This is a genomic window from Massilia sp. BSC265, assembly GCF_000740675.1.
GTDB lineage: Bacteria > Pseudomonadota > Gammaproteobacteria > Burkholderiales > Burkholderiaceae_D > Telluria.
Window position 1 is genome coordinate 435,221 of record NZ_JPXI01000042.1, and the last position, 18,794, is coordinate 454,014.

The 18,794-nt window shown below is 63.5% G+C and carries 14 protein-coding genes; 10 read left to right on the forward strand and 4 right to left on the reverse strand.

Annotated elements, in window-relative coordinates; genetic code table 11:
• Positions 1 to 248: 248 nt before the first annotated feature.
• The 3 genes from MA09_RS22990 (at position 249) to MA09_RS23000 (ending at position 4,155) form a co-directional block, all read left to right on the forward strand.
• Positions 249 to 1,904: a S8 family peptidase gene (locus MA09_RS22990; protein ID WP_307184559.1), complete on the forward strand. Its 1,656-nt coding sequence runs from the start codon at positions 249 to 251 to the stop codon at positions 1,902 to 1,904.
• A 155-nt stretch (positions 1,905 to 2,059) separates the two neighbouring features.
• Positions 2,060 to 3,172 carry a DNA polymerase IV gene (gene dinB / locus MA09_RS22995; RefSeq protein ID WP_267872594.1) on the forward strand — a complete coding sequence of 371 codons (1,113 nt, stop codon included), beginning with the start codon at positions 2,060 to 2,062 and terminating at the stop codon, positions 3,170 to 3,172.
• An 86-nt stretch (positions 3,173 to 3,258) separates the two neighbouring features.
• Positions 3,259 to 4,155 carry a recombination-associated protein RdgC gene (locus MA09_RS23000; RefSeq protein ID WP_036253475.1) on the forward strand — a complete coding sequence of 299 codons (897 nt, stop codon included), beginning with the start codon at positions 3,259 to 3,261 and terminating at the stop codon, positions 4,153 to 4,155.
• Positions 4,156 to 4,328: 173 nt separating this feature from the next.
• Here the strand turns inward: MA09_RS23000 and MA09_RS23005 are convergent, their stop codons facing one another.
• Together MA09_RS23005 and MA09_RS23010 are read right to left on the reverse strand one after the other, a co-directional pair.
• Positions 4,329 to 5,942, reverse strand: coding sequence for a catalase (locus MA09_RS23005; protein WP_036253478.1), 1,614 nt, complete (start codon positions 5,940 to 5,942; stop codon positions 4,329 to 4,331).
• An 81-nt stretch (positions 5,943 to 6,023) separates the two neighbouring features.
• Entirely contained in the window at positions 6,024 to 6,509 is a 486-nt protein-coding gene (locus MA09_RS23010) for an asparaginase domain-containing protein (RefSeq protein ID WP_036253480.1), read from the reverse strand.
• 137 nt (positions 6,510 to 6,646) lie between these two features.
• Here MA09_RS23010 and MA09_RS23015 point away from each other — a divergent pair, with 137 nt between their 5' ends.
• On the forward strand, positions 6,647 to 7,411 hold the full coding sequence (locus tag MA09_RS23015; RefSeq protein ID WP_036253483.1) for a hypothetical protein: 765 nt from the start codon (positions 6,647 to 6,649) through the stop codon (positions 7,409 to 7,411).
• Here the strand turns inward: MA09_RS23015 and MA09_RS23020 are convergent.
• Positions 7,408 to 8,400: a D-2-hydroxyacid dehydrogenase family protein gene (locus MA09_RS23020; protein WP_036253486.1), complete on the reverse strand. Its 993-nt coding sequence runs from the start codon at positions 8,398 to 8,400 to the stop codon at positions 7,408 to 7,410. The two genes, MA09_RS23015 and MA09_RS23020, sit on opposite strands and share 4 nt — an antisense overlap.
• 331 nt (positions 8,401 to 8,731) lie before the next feature.
• Between MA09_RS23020 and MA09_RS23025 the strand changes: the two genes are divergently transcribed.
• The 5 genes from MA09_RS23025 (at position 8,732) to MA09_RS23045 (ending at position 14,862) form a co-directional block, all read left to right on the forward strand.
• Positions 8,732 to 10,594, forward strand: a complete 1,863-nt coding sequence (locus tag MA09_RS23025; protein ID WP_036253489.1) for a phosphoenolpyruvate carboxykinase (GTP) — start codon at positions 8,732 to 8,734, stop codon at positions 10,592 to 10,594.
• Positions 10,595 to 10,712: 118 nt separating this feature from the next.
• Positions 10,713 to 11,048 (forward strand): CU044_2847 family protein, encoded by a 336-nt coding sequence (locus MA09_RS23030; protein WP_036253490.1) that lies wholly within the window; start codon positions 10,713 to 10,715, stop codon positions 11,046 to 11,048.
• A 108-nt stretch (positions 11,049 to 11,156) separates the two neighbouring features.
• On the forward strand, positions 11,157 to 13,424 hold the full coding sequence (locus MA09_RS23035) for a CHAT domain-containing protein (protein ID WP_036253492.1): 2,268 nt from the start codon (positions 11,157 to 11,159) through the stop codon (positions 13,422 to 13,424).
• Entirely contained in the window at positions 13,421 to 13,915 is a 495-nt protein-coding gene (locus tag MA09_RS23040; RefSeq protein WP_036253494.1) for a hypothetical protein, read from the forward strand. Before MA09_RS23035 ends, MA09_RS23040 begins: the two co-directional genes overlap by 4 nt.
• A 122-nt stretch (positions 13,916 to 14,037) precedes the next feature.
• Positions 14,038 to 14,862, forward strand: coding sequence for a lipid-binding SYLF domain-containing protein (locus MA09_RS23045; protein ID WP_036253498.1), 825 nt, complete (start codon positions 14,038 to 14,040; stop codon positions 14,860 to 14,862).
• Between the two features lie 77 nt (positions 14,863 to 14,939).
• Here the strand turns inward: MA09_RS23045 and uvrA are convergent, their stop codons facing one another.
• A complete protein-coding gene (uvrA, locus tag MA09_RS23050) occupies positions 14,940 to 17,789 on the reverse strand; it encodes an excinuclease ABC subunit UvrA (protein ID WP_036253501.1) in 2,850 nt (949 codons plus the stop codon).
• Between the two features lie 449 nt (positions 17,790 to 18,238).
• Here uvrA and ssb point away from each other — a divergent pair, with 449 nt between their 5' ends.
• Positions 18,239 to 18,736, forward strand: coding sequence for a single-stranded DNA-binding protein (gene ssb / locus MA09_RS23055; protein ID WP_036253506.1), 498 nt, complete (start codon positions 18,239 to 18,241; stop codon positions 18,734 to 18,736).
• Positions 18,737 to 18,794: the final 58 nt, after the last annotated feature.

Sequence of the window (18,794 nt, forward strand, 5' to 3'; positions counted from 1 at the left end):
AGCTCTTCCTTTCGTATTACGCTGCCTTTCGTCGCATCCAGATGGCATCGGCAATGACCGAAACCAGCGACACAGGCAAGAATATCTTGCCAAACGGAAAACACACACTAGAAGGAAGAAAGATGAAGCAAACGCGTTCGCACCATCCTGCAATGCTGAAGATGTGCGCTGCAATCTCGTTCGCTTTGGTGGCAACGACAACTGGTGCGGCCGAGCAGAACTTTATCGTAGAAACAGACCGTGTCATCGTGAAATACAAGGACTCGGCACCGGACAGCAAGAAGGCGGCCAAGGCAGCCCTGAAGGCCGACCGCAAGGCCAAACTGGACCGTGCGGGCCAGGAGTTCGGCATGCTGGTCAGCGAGAGCCATTCCATTGCGACTGGCGCCCACGTGTTCAAGCTCAACGGCCGCAAGCACCTGAAGGAAGTCGAGAAGCTGGCCGCCGAAATGATGGCGCGCGACCCGGACATCGAATACGCCGAGCCGGACCGCATCATGACCCACATGGCCACCGCCAACGACCCGTACTACGCGCAGCAGTGGCACTACACCGACGCGACCGGCGGCCTGCGCCTGCCGACCGCCTGGGACAAGTCGACCGGGCTAGGGGTGGTCGTGGCCGTGATCGACACCGGCTACCGCCCGCACGCCGACCTGAGCGGCCAGCACCTGCCGGGTTATGACTTCATCAGCAGCGCCACCATCGGCAACGACGGCAACGGCCGCGACAACGATCCGAGCGATCCAGGCGACCGGGTTGCCGCAGGCGAATGCTATGCCGGCTCGCCGGCTCGTAATTCCAGCTGGCACGGCACTCACGTGGCCGGCACGGTTGCCGCACGCACCAACAACAGCCTCGGCGTGGCCGGTGTGGCGTACAACGCCAAGATGGTCCCGGTCCGCGTGCTCGGCAAGTGCGGCGGCTACACTTCGGACATCGCCGACGCGATCACCTGGTCCTCGGGCGGCGCCGTGAACAACGTGCCAGCCAACGCCAACCCTGCCAAGGTGCTGAACCTGTCGCTGGGCGGCAGCGGCGCCTGCGACGTTACCACCCAGACCGCGATCAACGGCGCCCGTTCGCGCGGTGCGGTCGTGGTCGTGGCGGCGGGTAACGCCAACACGGACGTCAGCAACGCCAGTCCGGCGAACTGCTCGGGCGTCATCGCCGTGGCAGCCACCGGCAAGACCGGCGGCCGTGCTTCGTACTCGAACTTCGGCACCCTGATCGACGTAGCCGCGCCCGGCGGCGATGGCAGCTACAGCGTGATCTCGACCCTGAACGCGGGCACCAGCTCGCCGGGCGCCGACAACTACGCAGGCTACCAGGGCACCTCGATGGCGACCCCGCATGTGGCCGGTGTGGCAGCGCTGATGTTCGCGGCCAAGCCGACCCTGACCCCGGACCAGGTGGAAAGCATGCTGAAGTCGACCGCGCGCGCCTTCCCGGCGACCTGCTCTGGCTGCGGCACCGGCATCGTGGACGCGACCGCGGCGGTGAACGCGGCAATCGGCGGCGGCACCACCTCGACCGGCCCCACTATGAACGAGGTAGAGTCGAATAACAGCTCGGGTACCGCGAACCTGGTCTCGACCAGCGCTACTACCCTGAATGGCGTTCTGAGCAGCTCGACCGATACGGATTATTTCCGTGTGAACCTGCCGGCAGGCAAGACACTAAGCGCGGTCATGACGCCGAACCTGAGCTCGGACTACGACCTGTACGTTTACAGTGGCTCGGGTATGTTGCTTAGCCGCAGCCAGAACGGCACCGGTGCGGTTGAAAGCGTGAGCTCGGCCAATACCGGCACTACCACGGTGACCCGCTACGTACGTGTCGTGTACTACAGCGGTGGCGCCGATGCGACCAGCGGCAAATACACCCTGAAGCTCAGCTGGTAACGGTCAGGACGAGGCGGCGCGCTCCCCTGCGCCGCCTTCATCCGGGAACGCGCGGCATGCCGCGCGTTCTTTTTTGCTCAGTTTTTTGGCATCTTGCAAGAAATCCCCTTTCCACGGATACTGTATGGAATGACAGTAGTCGGCTCCGCCGTCACGTGAATCCTCCCCTCCGTAAAATCATCCACTGCGATTGCGACTGTTTCTACGCATCGGTCGAGATGCGCGACGACCCGTCGCTGCGCGGGCGTCCGCTCGCGGTCGGCGGCCGTCCCGACCAGCGCGGCGTGATCGCCACCTGCAACTACGAGGCGCGCCGCTACGGCATCCATTCGGCCATGGCCACCGCCCAGGCCATGAAGCTGTGCCCGCAGCTGCTGGTGATCCCGCCGGCGATGGAAAAATACCGCATCGCTTCGCGGAGAATCATGGACATCTACCGCGACTACACCGAGCTGGTAGAGCCGCTCTCGCTCGACGAAGCCTACCTCGACGTCACCGATTCGCCGCACTGCAAGGGCAGCGCCACGTTGATCGCGCAGGAGATCCGGCGCCGTATTTTCGAGACCGTCGGCATCACCGCCTCGGCCGGGGTGGCGCCGAACAAGTTCGTGGCCAAGATCGCCAGCGACTGGAACAAGCCGGACGGCCTGTTCCTGGTGCGGCCGGAGGAGGTGGACGCGTTCGTTGCCGCGCTGCCGGTCAAGAAGCTGTACGGCGTGGGCAAGGTGACGGCCGAGAAGATGCACCGCCTCGGCCTGCAGACCTGCGCCGACATGCGCCACTGGAGCATCGAGCGGCTGACCGAGCACTTCGGTAGTTTCGGCTACCGGTTGTACAAGCTCTGCCGCGGCATCGACGAGCGCGAAGTGAACACCTCGCGCGAGCGCAAGTCGATCAGCACCGAAGAAACCTATACGCCGGACGTGCCGAACCTCGACGCCTGTCTCAGGTTGCTGCCGGACTTGTACGAGCACCTGCTGGGCCGCATCAAGCGCAACGGCGCCGAGAAGTTCATCAACAAGCTCTTCGTGAAAATCAAGTTTTCGGACTTCCAGCAGACCACGGTCGAGTGTGTTGGCTATGCGCCACATATCCCGACCTATGCGCGCCTGATGGAAACGGGCTGGGCCCGCCATAGCCGCCCCGTGCGCCTGCTGGGCGTCGGCGTGCGGCTCAGCGATACCGAAACGATCGAGCAGCTGCGCCTGTTCGACGATGCGCTGCCAGCGGCAATCGTCGAGCTTATTGGCGACTCGTCAACAGATTAATTTTCCCCCGTCTGCTGGGTCAAATTTCCGCTCAGCAGCGTAGAATGTCGTTCCCTTGAAATACTGAAACAATCGGATAACAGCGTATGTGGTTCAAGAATCTCCAGATTTATCGCCTGCCCGCCCCATGGGCATTCAACCCGGAACAGATGGAAGAAGCACTGCAGTCGCAGGCTTTCACGCCCGCGAGCAGCAATGAACTGCTGCGCCAGGGCTGGGATTCGCCACGCGGCAACGGCAAGCTCGTCCATGTCGTCAACAAGCAGATGCTGATGATGCTGGGCACCGAGAAGAAGTTGCTGCCGAGCTCGGTCATCAACCAGGTCGCCAAGGCCAAGGCCGCCGAGCTGGAAGAGCAGCAGGGCTTCCCGCCGGGTAAGAAGGCAATGAAGGAACTGAAGGAACGCGTGGCCGACGAACTGCTGCCGCGCGCCTTCTCGATCCGCAGCAACGTCTGGGTCTGGATCGACCCGGTCAACGGCTGGCTCGTGATCGACGCCGCCAGCCCATCGAAGGCGGACGACGTCATCAAGCTGCTGCTGAAGGCAGTGGACCGCATGCCGCTGGAATCGCTGCGCGTGCAGCGCTCGCCGGTGGCCGTGATGACCGGCTGGCTGGAAGCGGATGAAGCGCCGTACGGCTTCACCATCGACCAGGACACCGAACTGCGCGCCACCGGTGAAAGCCGCGCAGCCGTGCGCTACGTGAAGCACACCCTGGAACCGGACGACATCCGTCGCCACATCGCCGCCGGCAAGCAGTGTACCCGCCTGGCCATGACCTGGAACGACCGCATCAGCTTCGTGCTGACCGAGTCGCTGGCGATCAAGGGGGTCAAGCCGCTGGATGTGATCAAGGAAGGCGAAGCGGTGACCTACAGCGATGACGAGCGCTTCGACAACGACATCACCCTGATGACGGGCGAGATGGCGAAGCTGCTGGCGGATGTGGTTGAGGCGCTGGGCGGGGAAGCCAAGGCGTAATTTCTTTCTGTCGGCACGTGTGCAGTCTTGCACATGTCGGCTATCACCGCGTGGGCGGGAGACCCGCCCACCCTACGAAACCCACGTACCCGTAGGGTGGGCGTAATTCAGGCCAATGGCCTGAATTACGCCCACGCGTTCAAGCAGCGGGTGAATTGCCGCGCTGTGTCGACTTACTTGGCCCCTGCCATCTCCTCGCTGGTCGACGGCTCATCCCCCTGTTCCGGCTTGCCGCTCGAGTAGGTCGGCCCCTGCCGGTTCTGGTGCGGCGCCGGCTTGCCCGGCAGCGGCGGCAGCGCCTTGGCCCGCTCCAGGTCGATGCCCGCCACCTCCGCCACCCGGCGGCCGTAATCCTCGTCGCAGTGCCACAGGTGCCACACCATGCGCAGCTGGATCGGTTCCGGGCATTTCTTCAGGTCGCCCCCCACGTTGTTGACCAGGTCGTCGCGCTCCCAGTCCTCGAAGGTGCGGTAGCGCGTGCCGGCCTGGGCGTAGTCGTCCATCGTGCGGGTGGTCTGGTAGCGGCCCAGGCGGCCTTCGACCCACTGGTTGTATTCCTTCTCCGGCTTCGGCGCTTCGGTGTAGCCGCCCATCAGGCTCGGCTCGTAGTTGATGTGCTTGTCCTCGCCGCGGCCGTCCACGTAATACGTCATCTGGCCGTCGCGCTGGTTGGTGCGTGACGCGGCGCCTTCCTGCGGCTGGTTGATCGGCAGCTGCAGGTAGTTCGGGCCCACGCGGTAGCGCTGGGTATCGGAATAGGACAGGGTGCGTCCCTGCAGCATCTTGTCGTCCGAGAAGTCGATGCCGTCCACCAGCACGCCGGTGCCGAAGGCCGACTGCTCGGTCTCGGCGAACACATTGTCCGGGTTCTTGTTCAGCACGATGCGGCCCAGCGGCAGCAGCGGGAACTGGTCTTCCGGCCAGCGCTTGGTGTCGTCCAGCGGATCGAAGTCGAGTTCGGGATGGTCGCCGTCGCTCATGATCTGCACGCAGAACTCCCATTCCGGGAACTCGCCGCGCTCGATCGCCTCGTACAGGTCGCGCGTGGCGTGGCTGGTGTCATGGGCCTGGATCTCGGCGGCCTGCTGTGCGGTGAGGTTGCGCACGCCCTGCTTCGGCTGGAAGTGGAACTTCACCAGGTGGGCCACGCCCTGGTCGTTGACGAACTTGTAGGTGTTCACGCCCGAGCCTTCCATCTCGCGGTAGGTGGCCGGGATGCCCCACGGGCTCTTGACCCAGGTGACCATGTGCAGCGCTTCCGGATGGCTGCAGATGAAGTCGTAGAAGCGCCACGGCTCCTGCTGGTTGGTGACGGGGTCGGGCTTGAAGGCGTGGATCATGTCCGGGAACTTGATTGCGTCACGGATGAAGAAGACCTTCAGGTTGTTGCCCACCAAATCCCAGTTGCCGTCGACGGTCTTGAACTTGATGGCGAAGCCGCGCGGGTCGCGCGCTGTCTCGGGCGATTCCTTGGCGCCGATCACGGTCGAGAAGCGCACGAAGATCGGGGTTTGCACGCCGAGTTCGTTGAGCACGCGGGCGCGCGTGTACTTGCTGGCCGGCTCGCCGCCGATGGTGCCGTAGGGCTCGAAATAACCGTGGGCGCCGGTGCCGCGCGCGTGCACGACGCGCTCCGGGATGCGCTCACGGTCGAAATGGGTGATCTTTTCGATGAACTGGTAATTCTCGAGCGTGGCCGGACCACGTTCGCCCACCGAGCGCAGCGACTGGTTGTCGCGGACCGGATGGCCCTGGCGCGTGGTCAGGAAGGGACGCTGCTCGTTCATTGCTTTCTCCTCGTGCGGGGTCGATGGAGGAAGCAGTATAGGAAGACGCGCGTGCAGGCAGCGCGCGCCTGCCTGCGAGAATTACAGTTGCTGGAACACGCCGGCAGCGCGGTTCTTGGTGACGTTATCCCATGGGAACACCTGGCCGTTCATGGCGACGTATACGCCGGCCGGCAGGGTCTGGGCGACGCCGCAGGCGAAGCCGAGGTTGAACAGCGCGTCGGAATTCGCAATCTCGTAGGGGATCATGGCGCCGGTCAGCACGATGGTCTGGTCCAGCTTGGCAGCACCCAGCACGGCCGCGGTGTCGCGCATGGTGTCGGTGCCGTGGATGATGACGATGGCCTTCTCCTTTGCTGCCTGGCATGAGGCCAGCACACGCTGGCGGTCCGGGTCCTGCATGTCGAGCGAGTCGAGCAGGGGCAACACTTCGAGCTCGACCGGCACGGTCATGCGCGAGCGCGCGATCACGGCCGGCAGGTGGCTCTCGGCAAAGCCGAGCACGCCGTTCAGTTCGTTGTAGTGTTTATCGAAAGTGCCGCCGGTGGCGATGATTCGCAAAGTCATGTTGGTTTGTCCACGTGCAGAAAAAAGGTGGCTAATGATAGCCGCAAACGGTAGTGTATCTGGATGTGACTGCGCTAGAATCGTCTCGATCGGATGAGTATAGTCATCATCTTTCTTCCTTCTCTCCACGTACTCCCATGAAAGCCGTCGCACCAGGCACCGTCATTTTCCACCGCCATCGGGGCTATGGCGTGATCACCCACGTCAACTTGCTGACCGGCTGGATCTCGGCCCGCTTCGGCAACGAGCAGCGCACGCTCGACCTGAACCTGTCGAGCGACGAGGTGCAGCACGCGGACGGCGAGCCGATCCTGTTTCGCCGCGCTCCGCCGGACCGCATGCCGCATGCGCGCCTGATGGAAGTGGTGCGCGCGCTGCACCAGGCGGGCTACCAGAAGCTGTACCTGTACTCGTGGCCCAAACCGTCCGGACTGCACTGGCGCTGGCACCTGTTCACCGGTCCGCGCAACTGGATGCAGCGCACCTGGCGCGAGGGCTGGTACGGCTCGGGCGCGGACTACAACAACAATCCGGTGATGGGCTGGGGCGATTCGCCGGGCGCGAGCACGGACGAGCTGATCCATGCGCTGGCGAAGTTCGACCCGCAGGGCCTGGCGCAGGCACTGGGGCGCGACGAGGACCACACGGCCTGGTTCGCGCAGGTGTGCGATCTTTTATTGCCGGGCTACATGTACAGCCTGAACATGGAACGTCCCGCGGGTGGCAAGCTGGTCGAGGCGCCGCCGGTGCCGGTCGTGCCGGTGCGCGCGGGCCTGCAGCCGTACTCGGGGCCCACGATCGGCTGGCCGCCGGGATGGGCAGGGCTGTGGACCGGCACGCATGTGATGCCGGTGCGTAAGCCCAGCTTTACCGGCTTGCCTGAGCTGAAGCAGGAAAGCTAGCGCTTTCCTATCGCTTCCGGGTTCAGGATGTTGTCCGGTTGGCCCGCCGCAAACCGCACAAGGTTCTCGAACGCGGTCTGGAAATAGATCTCGTAACTGTCCTGTTCCACATACCCAAGGTGCGGCGTGGCCAGCACGGTCGGAATGCGCAGCAGCGGTGAATCCGGCCTGAGCGGTTCATTGGTGAACACATCCAGCGCCGCATATCCCGGCCGCCCGGCCCGCAGCGCCTGCTCCAATGCGCCTTCCTCGACCAGTTCCGCCCGGCTCGTGTTGACGAACAAGGCATCCGGTTTCATGCGTGCGAAATCGTCGGCCTTGACGATGCCGCGTGTGCTTTCCGCCAGGCGCAGGTGCAGCGTGAGCACGTCCGCCTGCGCGAACAGGGCTTCGCGCGACACCGCCGCCTCGAAGCTGTCGGCCATCGCGGCCTGCCGGCTGTCTTCGCTGCCCCACACCAGCACGCGCATGCCGAAAGCGCGCGCATAGCCGGCCACGAGCTGGCCGATCTTGCCGTAGCCCCAGATCGCCAGCGTGCGCCCGCGCAGCGAACGTCCCAGCCCGTTGAGCACGGGATTGATCGAGGCCGTCTGCCACAGGCCTTCCTTCAGGTTGGTCGCATACGGCACGATCTTGCGGCTGGCCGCCATGATCAGGGCCCAGGTCAGTTCGGAAGGCGCCACCGGCGAGCCGATCCCCTCGGCAATCGCAATCCCGTGCTCTGTGGCCGCCGCTACGTCGATGTGTCCGCTGACCTTGCCAGTCTGCGAGATCAGTTTCAAATTCGGCAGGCGGGCCAGCAGCGCCGCCGGGAAGGCGGTGCGTTCGCGGATCAGCACCACGGCATCGAACGGCGCCAGCCGCGCAGCCAGTTGCCCCATCCCGCGTGCCGAATGCGTGAATACCTTGACCTCATGCCCGTCGAGCAAACGGAAGCACGACAGGCCCCGGACGGCGTCCTGATAATCGTCCAAAACAGCTATTCGCATGAGAGTTTCTTTCAATAAACGTTCATCGCGTAGCGAAATAACAGGTTCCAAAAACCTGCCAAATAGCCTACTACATTACTCGGGCATTTCCGCTACTTTTTTGTAGTAGCTGAGCGCGAATCGAGGTTTTCCGGGTGTACAATCGGCCAATTCTTGAAGGTTCGACATGTGTATGCCGGACCCAGCAGCACCCGTTCCGGCCTCCCTTATGAGGCCGTCGACACGACCGCCGTAAACGCCGCGCCTCGCTGGGGCGAACCGCCATTCTAAGGCACGGCCAGACGGACGATCCTGCCGTGACAGTATTCTTAATTGGCATTTGGAGGTATCTATGAACCAGCCCGTGATGGGCGGCGTCGCCGCACTGAACGTCCCAGCTCACGTCAAACACCAGCAGCTCATCAATTGGGTCGCGGACATCGCCGCCCTGACGAAGCCTGACAGCATCTATTGGTGCGACGGCTCCGAAGAAGAGTACGACCGCCTGTGCGCGCAGATGGTCGAAGCCGGCACGATGAAAAAGCTGAACCCGGCAAAGCGTCCGAATTCCTATCTGGCCTGGTCCGACCCGTCGGACGTTGCCCGCGTCGAAGACCGCACCTACATCTGCTCGGCAACGAAAGAACAGGCCGGCCCGACCAACAACTGGATGGACCCGGCCGAGATGCGCCGCACCCTGAACGGCCTGTTCGACGGCTGCATGGCCGGCCGCACGCTGTACGTGGTGCCGTTCTCGATGGGCCCGCTGGGTTCGCCGATCGCCCACATCGGCGTCGAACTGTCCGACTCGCCTTACGTCGCCGTCAACATGCGCATCATGACGCGCATGGGCAAGGCCGTGTTCGACGTGCTGGGCAGCGACGGCGAGTTCGTGCCGTGCGTACATACCGTCGGCATGCCGCTGTCCGCCGGCCAGAAAGACGTGCCGTGGCCATGCAACGCCACCAAGTACATCGTCCACTATCCGGAAACCCGCGAGATCTGGTCCTACGGTTCCGGTTATGGCGGCAATGCGCTGCTGGGCAAGAAGTGCTTTGCACTGCGCATCGCCTCGACCATGGGCTATCAGGAAGCCCAGCAGGGCGGCACCGGCTGGCTGGCCGAGCACATGCTGATCCTGGGCGTCGAGTCCCCGCAAGGCGACAAGAAATACGTGGCTGCCGCCTTCCCGTCGGCTTGCGGCAAGACCAACTTCGCGATGCTGATCCCGCCGAAAGCCTTTGACGGCTGGAAGGTCACCACCATCGGCGACGACATCGCCTGGATCAAGCCGGGTGCGGACGGCAAGCTGTACGCCATCAACCCGGAAGCCGGCTACTTCGGCGTGGCACCTGGCACCAACGACAAGACCAACCCGAACTGCATGGCCTCGCTGCGCGAGAACGTCATCTTCACCAACGTGGCGCTGACCGACGACGGCGACGTGTGGTGGGAAGGCATGACCAAGGAAGCCCCGGCGCACCTGATCGACTGGCAGGGCAAGGACTGGACGCCGGCTTCCGGCACCAAGGCCGCCCACCCGAACGCGCGCTTCACGGTTGCCGCCACCCAGAACCCGGTGATCGACGCCGCCTGGGACGACCCGGCCGGCGTGCCGATCTCGGCCTTCATCTTCGGCGGCCGCCGCTCGACCACCGTGCCGCTGGTGACCGAAGCGAACAACTGGGTGGAAGGCGTCTACATGGCCGCCACCATGGGCTCGGAAACCACCGCCGCCGCCGCCGGCCAGATGGGCGTGGTGCGCCGCGATCCGTTCGCGATGCTGCCGTTCATGGGCTACAACATGAGCGACTATTTCCAGCACTGGCTCAACCTCGGCAAGAAAATCGAAGCCCAGGGCACGGCGCCGAAGATCTTCTGCGTCAACTGGTTCCGCACCGACGAGAACGGCGGCTTCGTGTGGCCGGGCTACGGCGACAACATGCGTGTGCTGAAGTGGATCCTGGACCGTGCCGAAGGCGGCGCCCAGGGCGGCCAGCAGCACCTGTTCGGCACCTCGCCGAATTACGGCGACCTGAACTGGGAAGGCGTGGACTTCACCGAGCAGCAGTTCACCCAGATCACCTCGATCGACAAGGCCGCCTGGAACGAAGAGCTGAAGCTGCACAGCGAGCTGTTCGAGAAGCTGGCCTACCACCTGCCGCAGGAGCTGGTGGATACCAAAGCCAAGCTGGAGAAGCAACTGGCTGCCTAAGCCAGGCGGACGGTGCGCTTGCCGCAAGGGAGCGCACCGGCAGCACATCAGCAGCGCATAAGCAAGTAAGGGATGGGCAAACGCCTGTCCCTTTTTCATTTGGAAAAGGGGAATTTCCATGAACAAGCTTATCGAGTTCAATGTGTCCGGTGGCACGGTGGTCATTGAATCCCAGGACACCGCTTCCGGGAGCGTGATGCGCGGTGCAAGTGTCGCCCAGGTAGCGGAAAAAGTCGGCGCGACCCTGGTGGATGCGCTATCGGTCATCCGTCCAGTTGCCGAAGCAACGATGGAGACATGCAGTAGCCTCGATGTGTTGCCCGATTCTGTCGAAGTCGAGTTCGGCCTGATGTTCAAGGCAGGACTCAATGCGTACATCGCAAAGACCTCCAGCGAGGCAACACTCAACGTCAAGCTTGTCTGGAAGCCGGATAACGGCGGACGCCGGCACTGAAGTCATTTTCTTCGCTGGCGCACATTCTTCGCGCGGTGCGGTCTAAGACATATCGTTCCCACGGAGCAAGCGCGTGGGTGCCGTTTCCTGGACCGCATTGGGGTTGCGATGATTTATCAAAACTTCGATTTGGAAATCATCTGCCCGCACGGAGGGGACCGGCTGTGCGCCCGGGTGCTCGAGTCGCCCCAGGGCGATTGCCCTTTCACCGATGTGAAATGGCCCTTCGCTGCCGAAGAAGAAAACGCAATGTTGTCCGAAATCTATGGCGGCCTCAGGCAACGGCGTGGGCGCGCGAGCCCGGTGAGCACGATCGAGGACTTCGGTGGAAGGTTGTTCGAAGCTGTTTTTTCCGGTGACATCGAACATCTGTTCCGGTCCTCGCTGGATAACGCATTCCGTTCCGGAAAAGGGCTACGCATCCGCTTGCGACTGCCCGAAGACAGCGAACTGCATGCGCGGCCGTGGGAGTTCCTGTTCGACACGGAGAGCAGGGAATTCCTGGCTGTCCGTGAACATACTCCCCTTGTCCGTTATCTGCCGGTTGCACAACCGATGCCTCCGATTATGGTAGAGGGGCCGTTGCGGGTACTCGTGGCTTTGTCCTCGCCGTCGGATCACCCGCGGCTCGACATTACACGCGAGTGGGACATCCTGCGCAATGCCCTGGGACCTTCGGTGGCGGCCGGCCAGCTCGAACTGCGCCGCGTACCCGGCCGCTGCACCTTCGACAGCCTGCGAGATTCGCTCCGGCATTACGGCGCCCATATTTTCCACTTCGTGGGGCACGGAGTACCGGGGGCGCTGGTGCTCGAGCAGGAATCGGGCAGGGGCATGGAGATGGAGGCGACCAATCTGCGCGCCGCGTTTCCGATCGGTGCCTTGCCGCGGCTCATCGTCCTGAACGCCTGTTCCGGCGCCATTGCCGAGGATGTGCCGTTCTCGGGCCTTGCCCAGGGATTCCTGAGGCAGGGCGTACCGGCAGTGGTAGCGATGCAGGCCTCGATCACGGATGACGCCGCTCTCATTTTCACCCGCTACTTCTACCGCGACCTGATCGAGATCGGCGCTGTCGATACCTCCCTGACCGAAGCCAGGCTGCGCATGCAGGCAAACGGCCACCCGATCGAATGGGGCACGCCGGTACTCTACATGCGTGCACTCAACGGCCAGCTGTTTCAACCGATCGCCAACCCGGCAGCAAGCCCCGCCGGCCAGAAAAAGCCGAAGGAAGCCGCTGCCAAGGCAGGTGCGCGCCCGCCCCGCGTCGCGCCTGCCCTGAGCGAGCAGCGCGAGATCAAGGAGACCCAGTCGCAACAGGGAGCCTTGCCGCTTCAAGCCGATCCAGGTCCAGCCGCCAGAAAAAAACCGAGGGCCACGCGGGTCAAAGAGAGTCCGCCACCGCCCACGCCAGGCCCGGATCCGCAGGAGAACGCCTTCCCGCCGCAGGCGCAAGCGAAGGCATTCCAGGCAGGCGAAACCGCTCCGGCGCTCGAACCGGAGCCGGTACCGGCTGCGCAACAGATCCCGCTGGAAGTCCCGGAGGAGAAGGCCACCTCGCCGCCTGGACCGGCGCCCGGTCAGGCAGAACAGCACACGGTGCCGACGGCCCGGGTGAACGAAGCCATGTCGCCGGCCGAGGCCGCACCGGGCCCGGCGGAGAACAAGCTTGCACCGAAGCCTCCGTCGAAACGGCGCACGCCACCATCGAAACGGGAACCTGTCCTGGACGTGCAAGACACTCCGCCGAGCGCCGGCCAGGGAGTGGGTCTTCCGGCATTCATACTGGAACCAGAACCAGAACCAGAACCAGAACCGGAACCGGAACCGGGCCGGCCGGGCTTCGGACGTGAGCAGGGCAGGCCGCCGTCCACTACCCCAGTGCACGAGGAGGCGCCGGCCCGGGCCGCGCAACCCGGACGCTCGCGCATGGGCGTCCTGGCCGCAGGATTGTTCGCCGCGGCCGTGGCTATTGCGATCGGTGTCGTGACAATGTGGCCTTCACGGGACAGCACGTCTCCGACGCCGGTAACACCCAAGACAGGGACGGAGGCGTCATCCGTATCCGGAACCACGCTGGTGCCCGCCGATTCGCAGAGCAGGCCGCTGTCCAAGCCAGGGGCCAGCACGGACCCAGTCAAACCTGCCGAGGTCGAGCCAGACACTGATACCGGATCCGGTAACCAAGCCAGGAAGCGCCAGGAAGCTCGACAAGAAGCACGGAAGCCCAAGCCGTCCCCCCCGGCTGCACGCAAAGACGAGTCCACGGCCAAGCCGGCTCCTATCGCTCCACCCGACAACTGCAACATCCCCGAAATCAGCGAAAGAAGCGTGAATTGTGTGTTCCGTGACAATAACAATGGAGGTGGCCAATGAAGTTCCGTACGAGGACAAGTGTGCTGGCATGTGTTTTGGCAGCTTCGGCATCCGGGGTCGCTGCACAGGAGGATTGCCAGGCGCGCATCAACAAAATCGAGAAAATCGGGGACATCCAGGCTGCGCTGACCTGCGTGCAGGGTCAGATCACGTCGGAGGCCGAACGGGTCAGGCAGCATGCGGAAAAGACCAAACAGCAACTGCTTTTGCAGACCGTCGACCAGTTGGAACTCGTGACAACCAATGTACGCCAAGTAACCCTGAAAGAGTCCACCAACGGTGCGTGGAAGCAGATTCCCGATTCGGCAGATGCGAAGGCCTGTTTTCTTTCCGCCGTGCGCATGCCGGCACAGGGCTTGTGCCAGGTCGCTTACCAGGGGCAGCAAGCACGCTGGGCATACAACTTGAGCGATCCGACGTCGGCCGGCTCCACCTGCTCGGCGACATGCGTCTGGATGGACATCCGCCGCAAGGCACAGGCTGAGCAATAGCGAGTTCCACACGAGCGAGCTTCTTGCCAGTCCATGCGGCGGCTGCTGTTTTTTAGCATAGCGCTTGCGTCGCATGGGTTCAGGTTTTTCGTTGTTTTAACGCCCACCAAGGAGAAAGAATCATGAAAACGACCATGAAGCACCTCATCGCGACATCGTTTGCCGTACTGCTGGCGGGAACGGCAGGGAGCGCCTGCGCCCAGGTCGGACCTGCCAAGGAAGCCGCCACCCCCGGTACGGCCCGCAACAAGGAAGAGGTCAAGGACGCGACCGAGCACGTCAACAAGGCCATCCAGGTAGTCCAGCAGATGCAGGCCACGCCGGAGATGCGTGCCTTGCTGCAGCGCTCGAAAGGTGTGTTCGTCGTGCCGGATTACGGCGGCGCGGCGCTCGGCGTGGGCGCGCGAGGCGGCGCGGGCGTGCTGCTGGTTCGCAGCGGCAAGACCTGGAGCAATCCGGCCTTCTACAACATGGGCGGCATCAGTGCCGGCTTGCAGGCGGGCGTGGAAGCCGGTTCCATCGCCTTCGTGCTCAACGACCAGAAGGCGCTCAACAGCTTCATGCAGAACAACAAATTCTCGCTGGGGGCCGACGCCGGTCTGACGCTGGTGGACTGGTCGAAGAAAGGCGAGGGTTCTGCCGGCTGGGGAAACATCACCGCCTGGGCCGACACCGAAGGCCTGTTCGGCGGTGCAGCCCTCAACATCACCGACATCGACTACGACGAAGACGAGACCTCGGGCTACTACCGGCGCCAGGTGGCGGCGCGCGACGTCCTGAGCGGGAAGGTGAAGAATCCGCAGGCCGACATGCTGCGCCAGGCATTGGCGAATGCGTCGAGCGGCAGCGGCGCGGCGGCTATGGGCGGTAGCGGGACGCGCGGGACGACGTCGGGCAGCAAGGCCACGAACGACAAGATGGAGAACGAGCGGAGCCGTGAACGCTAGGCTGCTGCTGAAGCAGGAAAAGCAAAGGGCAGCGCCTGGTGGCGCTGCCCTGTCTTACTTCAAGCAGTAGCTGCTTCTCAAGCCTTCAGCAAGGGCTTCAAGTACTTCCCGGTCACGCTCGCCTTGTTCTTCGCCACATCTTCCGGCGTGCCGCTCGCGACGATTGTGCCGCCGCCCGCGCCGCCTTCCGGCCCCAGGTCGACGATCCAGTCCGCAGTCTTGATCACGTCGAGGTTGTGCTCGATGATCGCCAGCGTATTGCCCTGGTCCCGCAGGCGGTGGATCACTTTCAGCAGCAGGTCGATGTCGGCGAAGTGCAGGCCGGTGGTCGGCTCGTCCAGGATGTACAGCGTACGCCCGGTATCGCGCTTGGACAGTTCCAGCGACAGCTTCACGCGCTGCGCCTCGCCGCCCGAGAGCGTGGTCGCGCTCTGGCCCAGCTTGATGTAGCCGAGGCCCACATCCAACAAGGTCTGCAGCTTGCGCGCGATGACCGGCACCGGCTTGAAGAACTCGTGCGCGTCCTCGACCGTCATCTCCAGCACTTCGGTGATGTTCTTGCCCTTGTACTGCACCTCGAGCGTCTCGCGGTTGTAACGCTTGCCGTGGCAGACGTCGCAAGGCACGTACACGTCCGGCAGGAAGTGCATCTCGACCTTGATCACGCCGTCGCCCTGGCAGGCTTCGCAGCGGCCGCCCTTCACGTTGAACGAGAAGCGGCCCGCCGAGTAGCCGCGTTCCTTCGCGGTCGGCACGGTGGCGAACAGGTCGCGGATCGGCGTGAACACGCCGGTGTAGGTCGCCGGGTTCGAACGTGGGGTGCGGCCGATCGGCGCCTGGTCGACCGAGATCACCTTGTCGAAGTGCTCGAGGCCGTGGATGGCGTCGTGCGGCGCCGGCTCGGTCTGCGAACCGTACAGGTGGCGCGACAGGGCCGGGTACAGCGTGTCGTTGATCAGGGTCGATTTACCGGAACCCGAGACCCCCGTGACGCAGGTCAGCAGGCCGACCGGCAGTGTCAAGGAAACGTTCTTCAGGTTGTTGCCGGTGGCGCCGGTGATCACCAGCTGGCGCGCCGGGTCGGCCTTGGTACGCTTCTTCGGCACCTCGATCCTGCGGCGGCCGTCCAGGTACTGGGCGGTCAGCGAATGCTCGCTCTTCATGATCTCCGGCAGCGAGCCGGCCGCGATCACCGCGCCGCCATGCACGCCCGCACCCGGACCCATGTCGACGATATAGTCGGCAGTACGGATCGCATCCTCGTCATGCTCCACCACCAGCACGCTGTTGCCGATGTCGCGCAGGTGCTTCAAGGTCGCGATCAGGCGGTCGTTGTCGCGCTGGTGCAGGCCGATCGAAGGCTCGTCCAGCACGTACATCACGCCGGTCAGGCCCGAACCGATCTGCGAGGCCAGGCGGATGCGCTGGGCTTCGCCGCCCGACAGGGTATCGGCGCTGCGGTCGAGCGACAGGTAGTCGAGGCCGACGTTGTTCAGGAATTTCAGGCGGGCCGTGATTTCCTTGATGACGCGCTCGGCGATGTCCTTCTTGGCGCCGGTCAGTTCCAGCGTCTCGAAGAAGGCGAGGGTGTCGCGCAAGGGCTTGTCCGAGACTTCATAAATGGCGCGCTGCTGGGCGCCCTGGCCGATCTTCACGTAACGCGCTTCGGTGCGCAGGCGCGCACCGTCGCAGACCGGGCATTTCTTTTCGTTGATGAACTTGGCCAGCTCTTCCTTGACCGCCATCGAGTCCGTCTCGCGGTAGCGGCGCTGCAGGTTGTTGACCACGCCTTCGAACGTGTGCTCGCGGATCACGGTGCGGCCGCGCTCGTTGACGTAGCTGAACGGGATTGCGGTCTTGCCCGAGCCGAACAGCACGGCATCCTGGGCCGACTTCGGCAGGGTCTCGAAAGGCTTGTCGAGGTCGAAGTCGTAGTGGGCCGCCAGGCTCTGCAGCATCTGGTAGTAGAACTGGTTGCGGCGGTCCCAGCCTTTCACGGCGCCGGAGGCCAGCGACAGGTGCGGGAAGGCGACAATGCGCTTCGGATCGAAGAACTCGATGTGGCCGAGGCCGTCGCACTCCTGGCAGGCGCCCATCGGATTGTTGAACGAGAACAGACGCGGCTCCAATTCCTGCAGCGAGTAGCCGCAGACATTGCAGGCGAACTTGTTCGAGAAGACGGTTTCCTTCTCGGTGTCCATTTCATAAGCCACGGCGCGGCCATCGGCGAGGCGCAGTGCGGTCTCGAAGCTTTCGGCAAGACGCTGCTTGATGTCGGGATTGACCTTGACGCGGTCGATCACGACATCGATCGTGTGCTTTTCAGTCTTCTTGAGCTTGGGCAGCTCGTCGATCTCATGGATCCTGGCCGCGCCCACGCCGCTGGCGACGCGGAAGCGCACGAAGCCCTGGGCCTGCATGGCCTGGAACAGGTCGGTATGCTCGCCCTTGCGGTTGGCCACGACCGGCGCCAGGATCATCAGCTTGGTACCCTCCGGCATGGCAAGCACGGAGTCGACCATCTGCGATACGGTCTGAGCCGCCAGCGGCTCGTGCGGATGCTGCGGGCAGTAGGGCGTGCCGACGCGCGCGTACAGCAGGCGCAGGTAGTCGTGGATCTCGGTGACGGTGCCGACGGTCGAACGCGGGTTGTGCGAGGTGGCCTTCTGCTCGATCGAGATCGCCGGCGACAGGCCCTCGATCAGGTCGACGTCCGGCTTTTCCATCAGCTGCAGGAACTGGCGCGCGTAGGCCGACAGCGACTCGACGTAGCGGCGCTGGCCTTCCGCATAGAGGGTATCGAAGGCGAGCGACGACTTGCCCGAACCCGAGAGGCCCGTGATGACGATCAGCTTGTTGCGCGGAAGGTCGAGGTTGATGTTCTTCAGGTTGTGCGTGCGTGCGCCGCGGATGCGAATTTCTTCCATTAGTCTTTTTGCAGGCTTTCAGTCAAAGTTTGCAGGGCCGGCGCACGAAGGACTGTCGCGGTGAGCGGGCCAATGGGGGAGAACCTAGTAGTGTAGCTGGTTTTTCGAAGTGCTGTACATGCATCCAGCAGTTTTGTGCCTTCAGGATACGTTTCGATGGCGAACTGGAACGCACCTGCGACGGGCGAAAAGCCGGGTTCGACGTATGTGGGCCGGTTCGCCGGCTGTTCAATGACAAAGCGTTCAGTAATCGGAAATTTTCATGTAAGTGCGGGTCAAACCCGGGAAATCAGGGGTCGAGCCAGCGCAATCGAACGCATGGCGGGACACGCAAAATCTGCTTTTTTTCTCTGCCTTTCGGCCCCATAATAGTTGGCTGCAGCATACGTTCCCTGACGTTGAGTACCCACGCAGAGTCAGGGCTCTACAAAACTCACTGGAGTAACAACATGGCATCAGTCAACAAGGTCATCATCGTCGGCAACCTGGGCCGCGACCCGGAAATCCGCTACATGCCGAGCGGCGACGCGATCGCCAACATCGCGGTGGCCACCTCGTACAAGTCGAAGGACCGCCAGACCGGCGAACAGAAAGAACTGACCGAATGGCACCGCATCTCGTTCTTCGGCCGCCTGGCCGAGATCGTGGGCCAGTACCTCAAGAAGGGCTCCTCGGTCTACGTCGAAGGCCGCCTGCAGACCCGCAAGTACACCGACAAGGACGGCATCGAGCGCTACGCGACCGACATCATCGCCGAGAATATGCAGATGCTGGGCGGCCGCCAGGGAATGGGTGGTGGCGACAGCATGGGCGGCATGGATGACGGCGGCTACGAGCCTCAGCAGCGCCCGGCACCGCGCCAGGCCCCGCCGGCACCGGCAGCCCGTCCGCAGCCGCAGCGTCCGGCGCCGAACTTCTCGGACATGGACGACGACATTCCTTTCTAAGCGCCAGCCGCAGGCTCGACACGAAACCCATTCCCAGGAATGGGTTTTTTTATGCTTA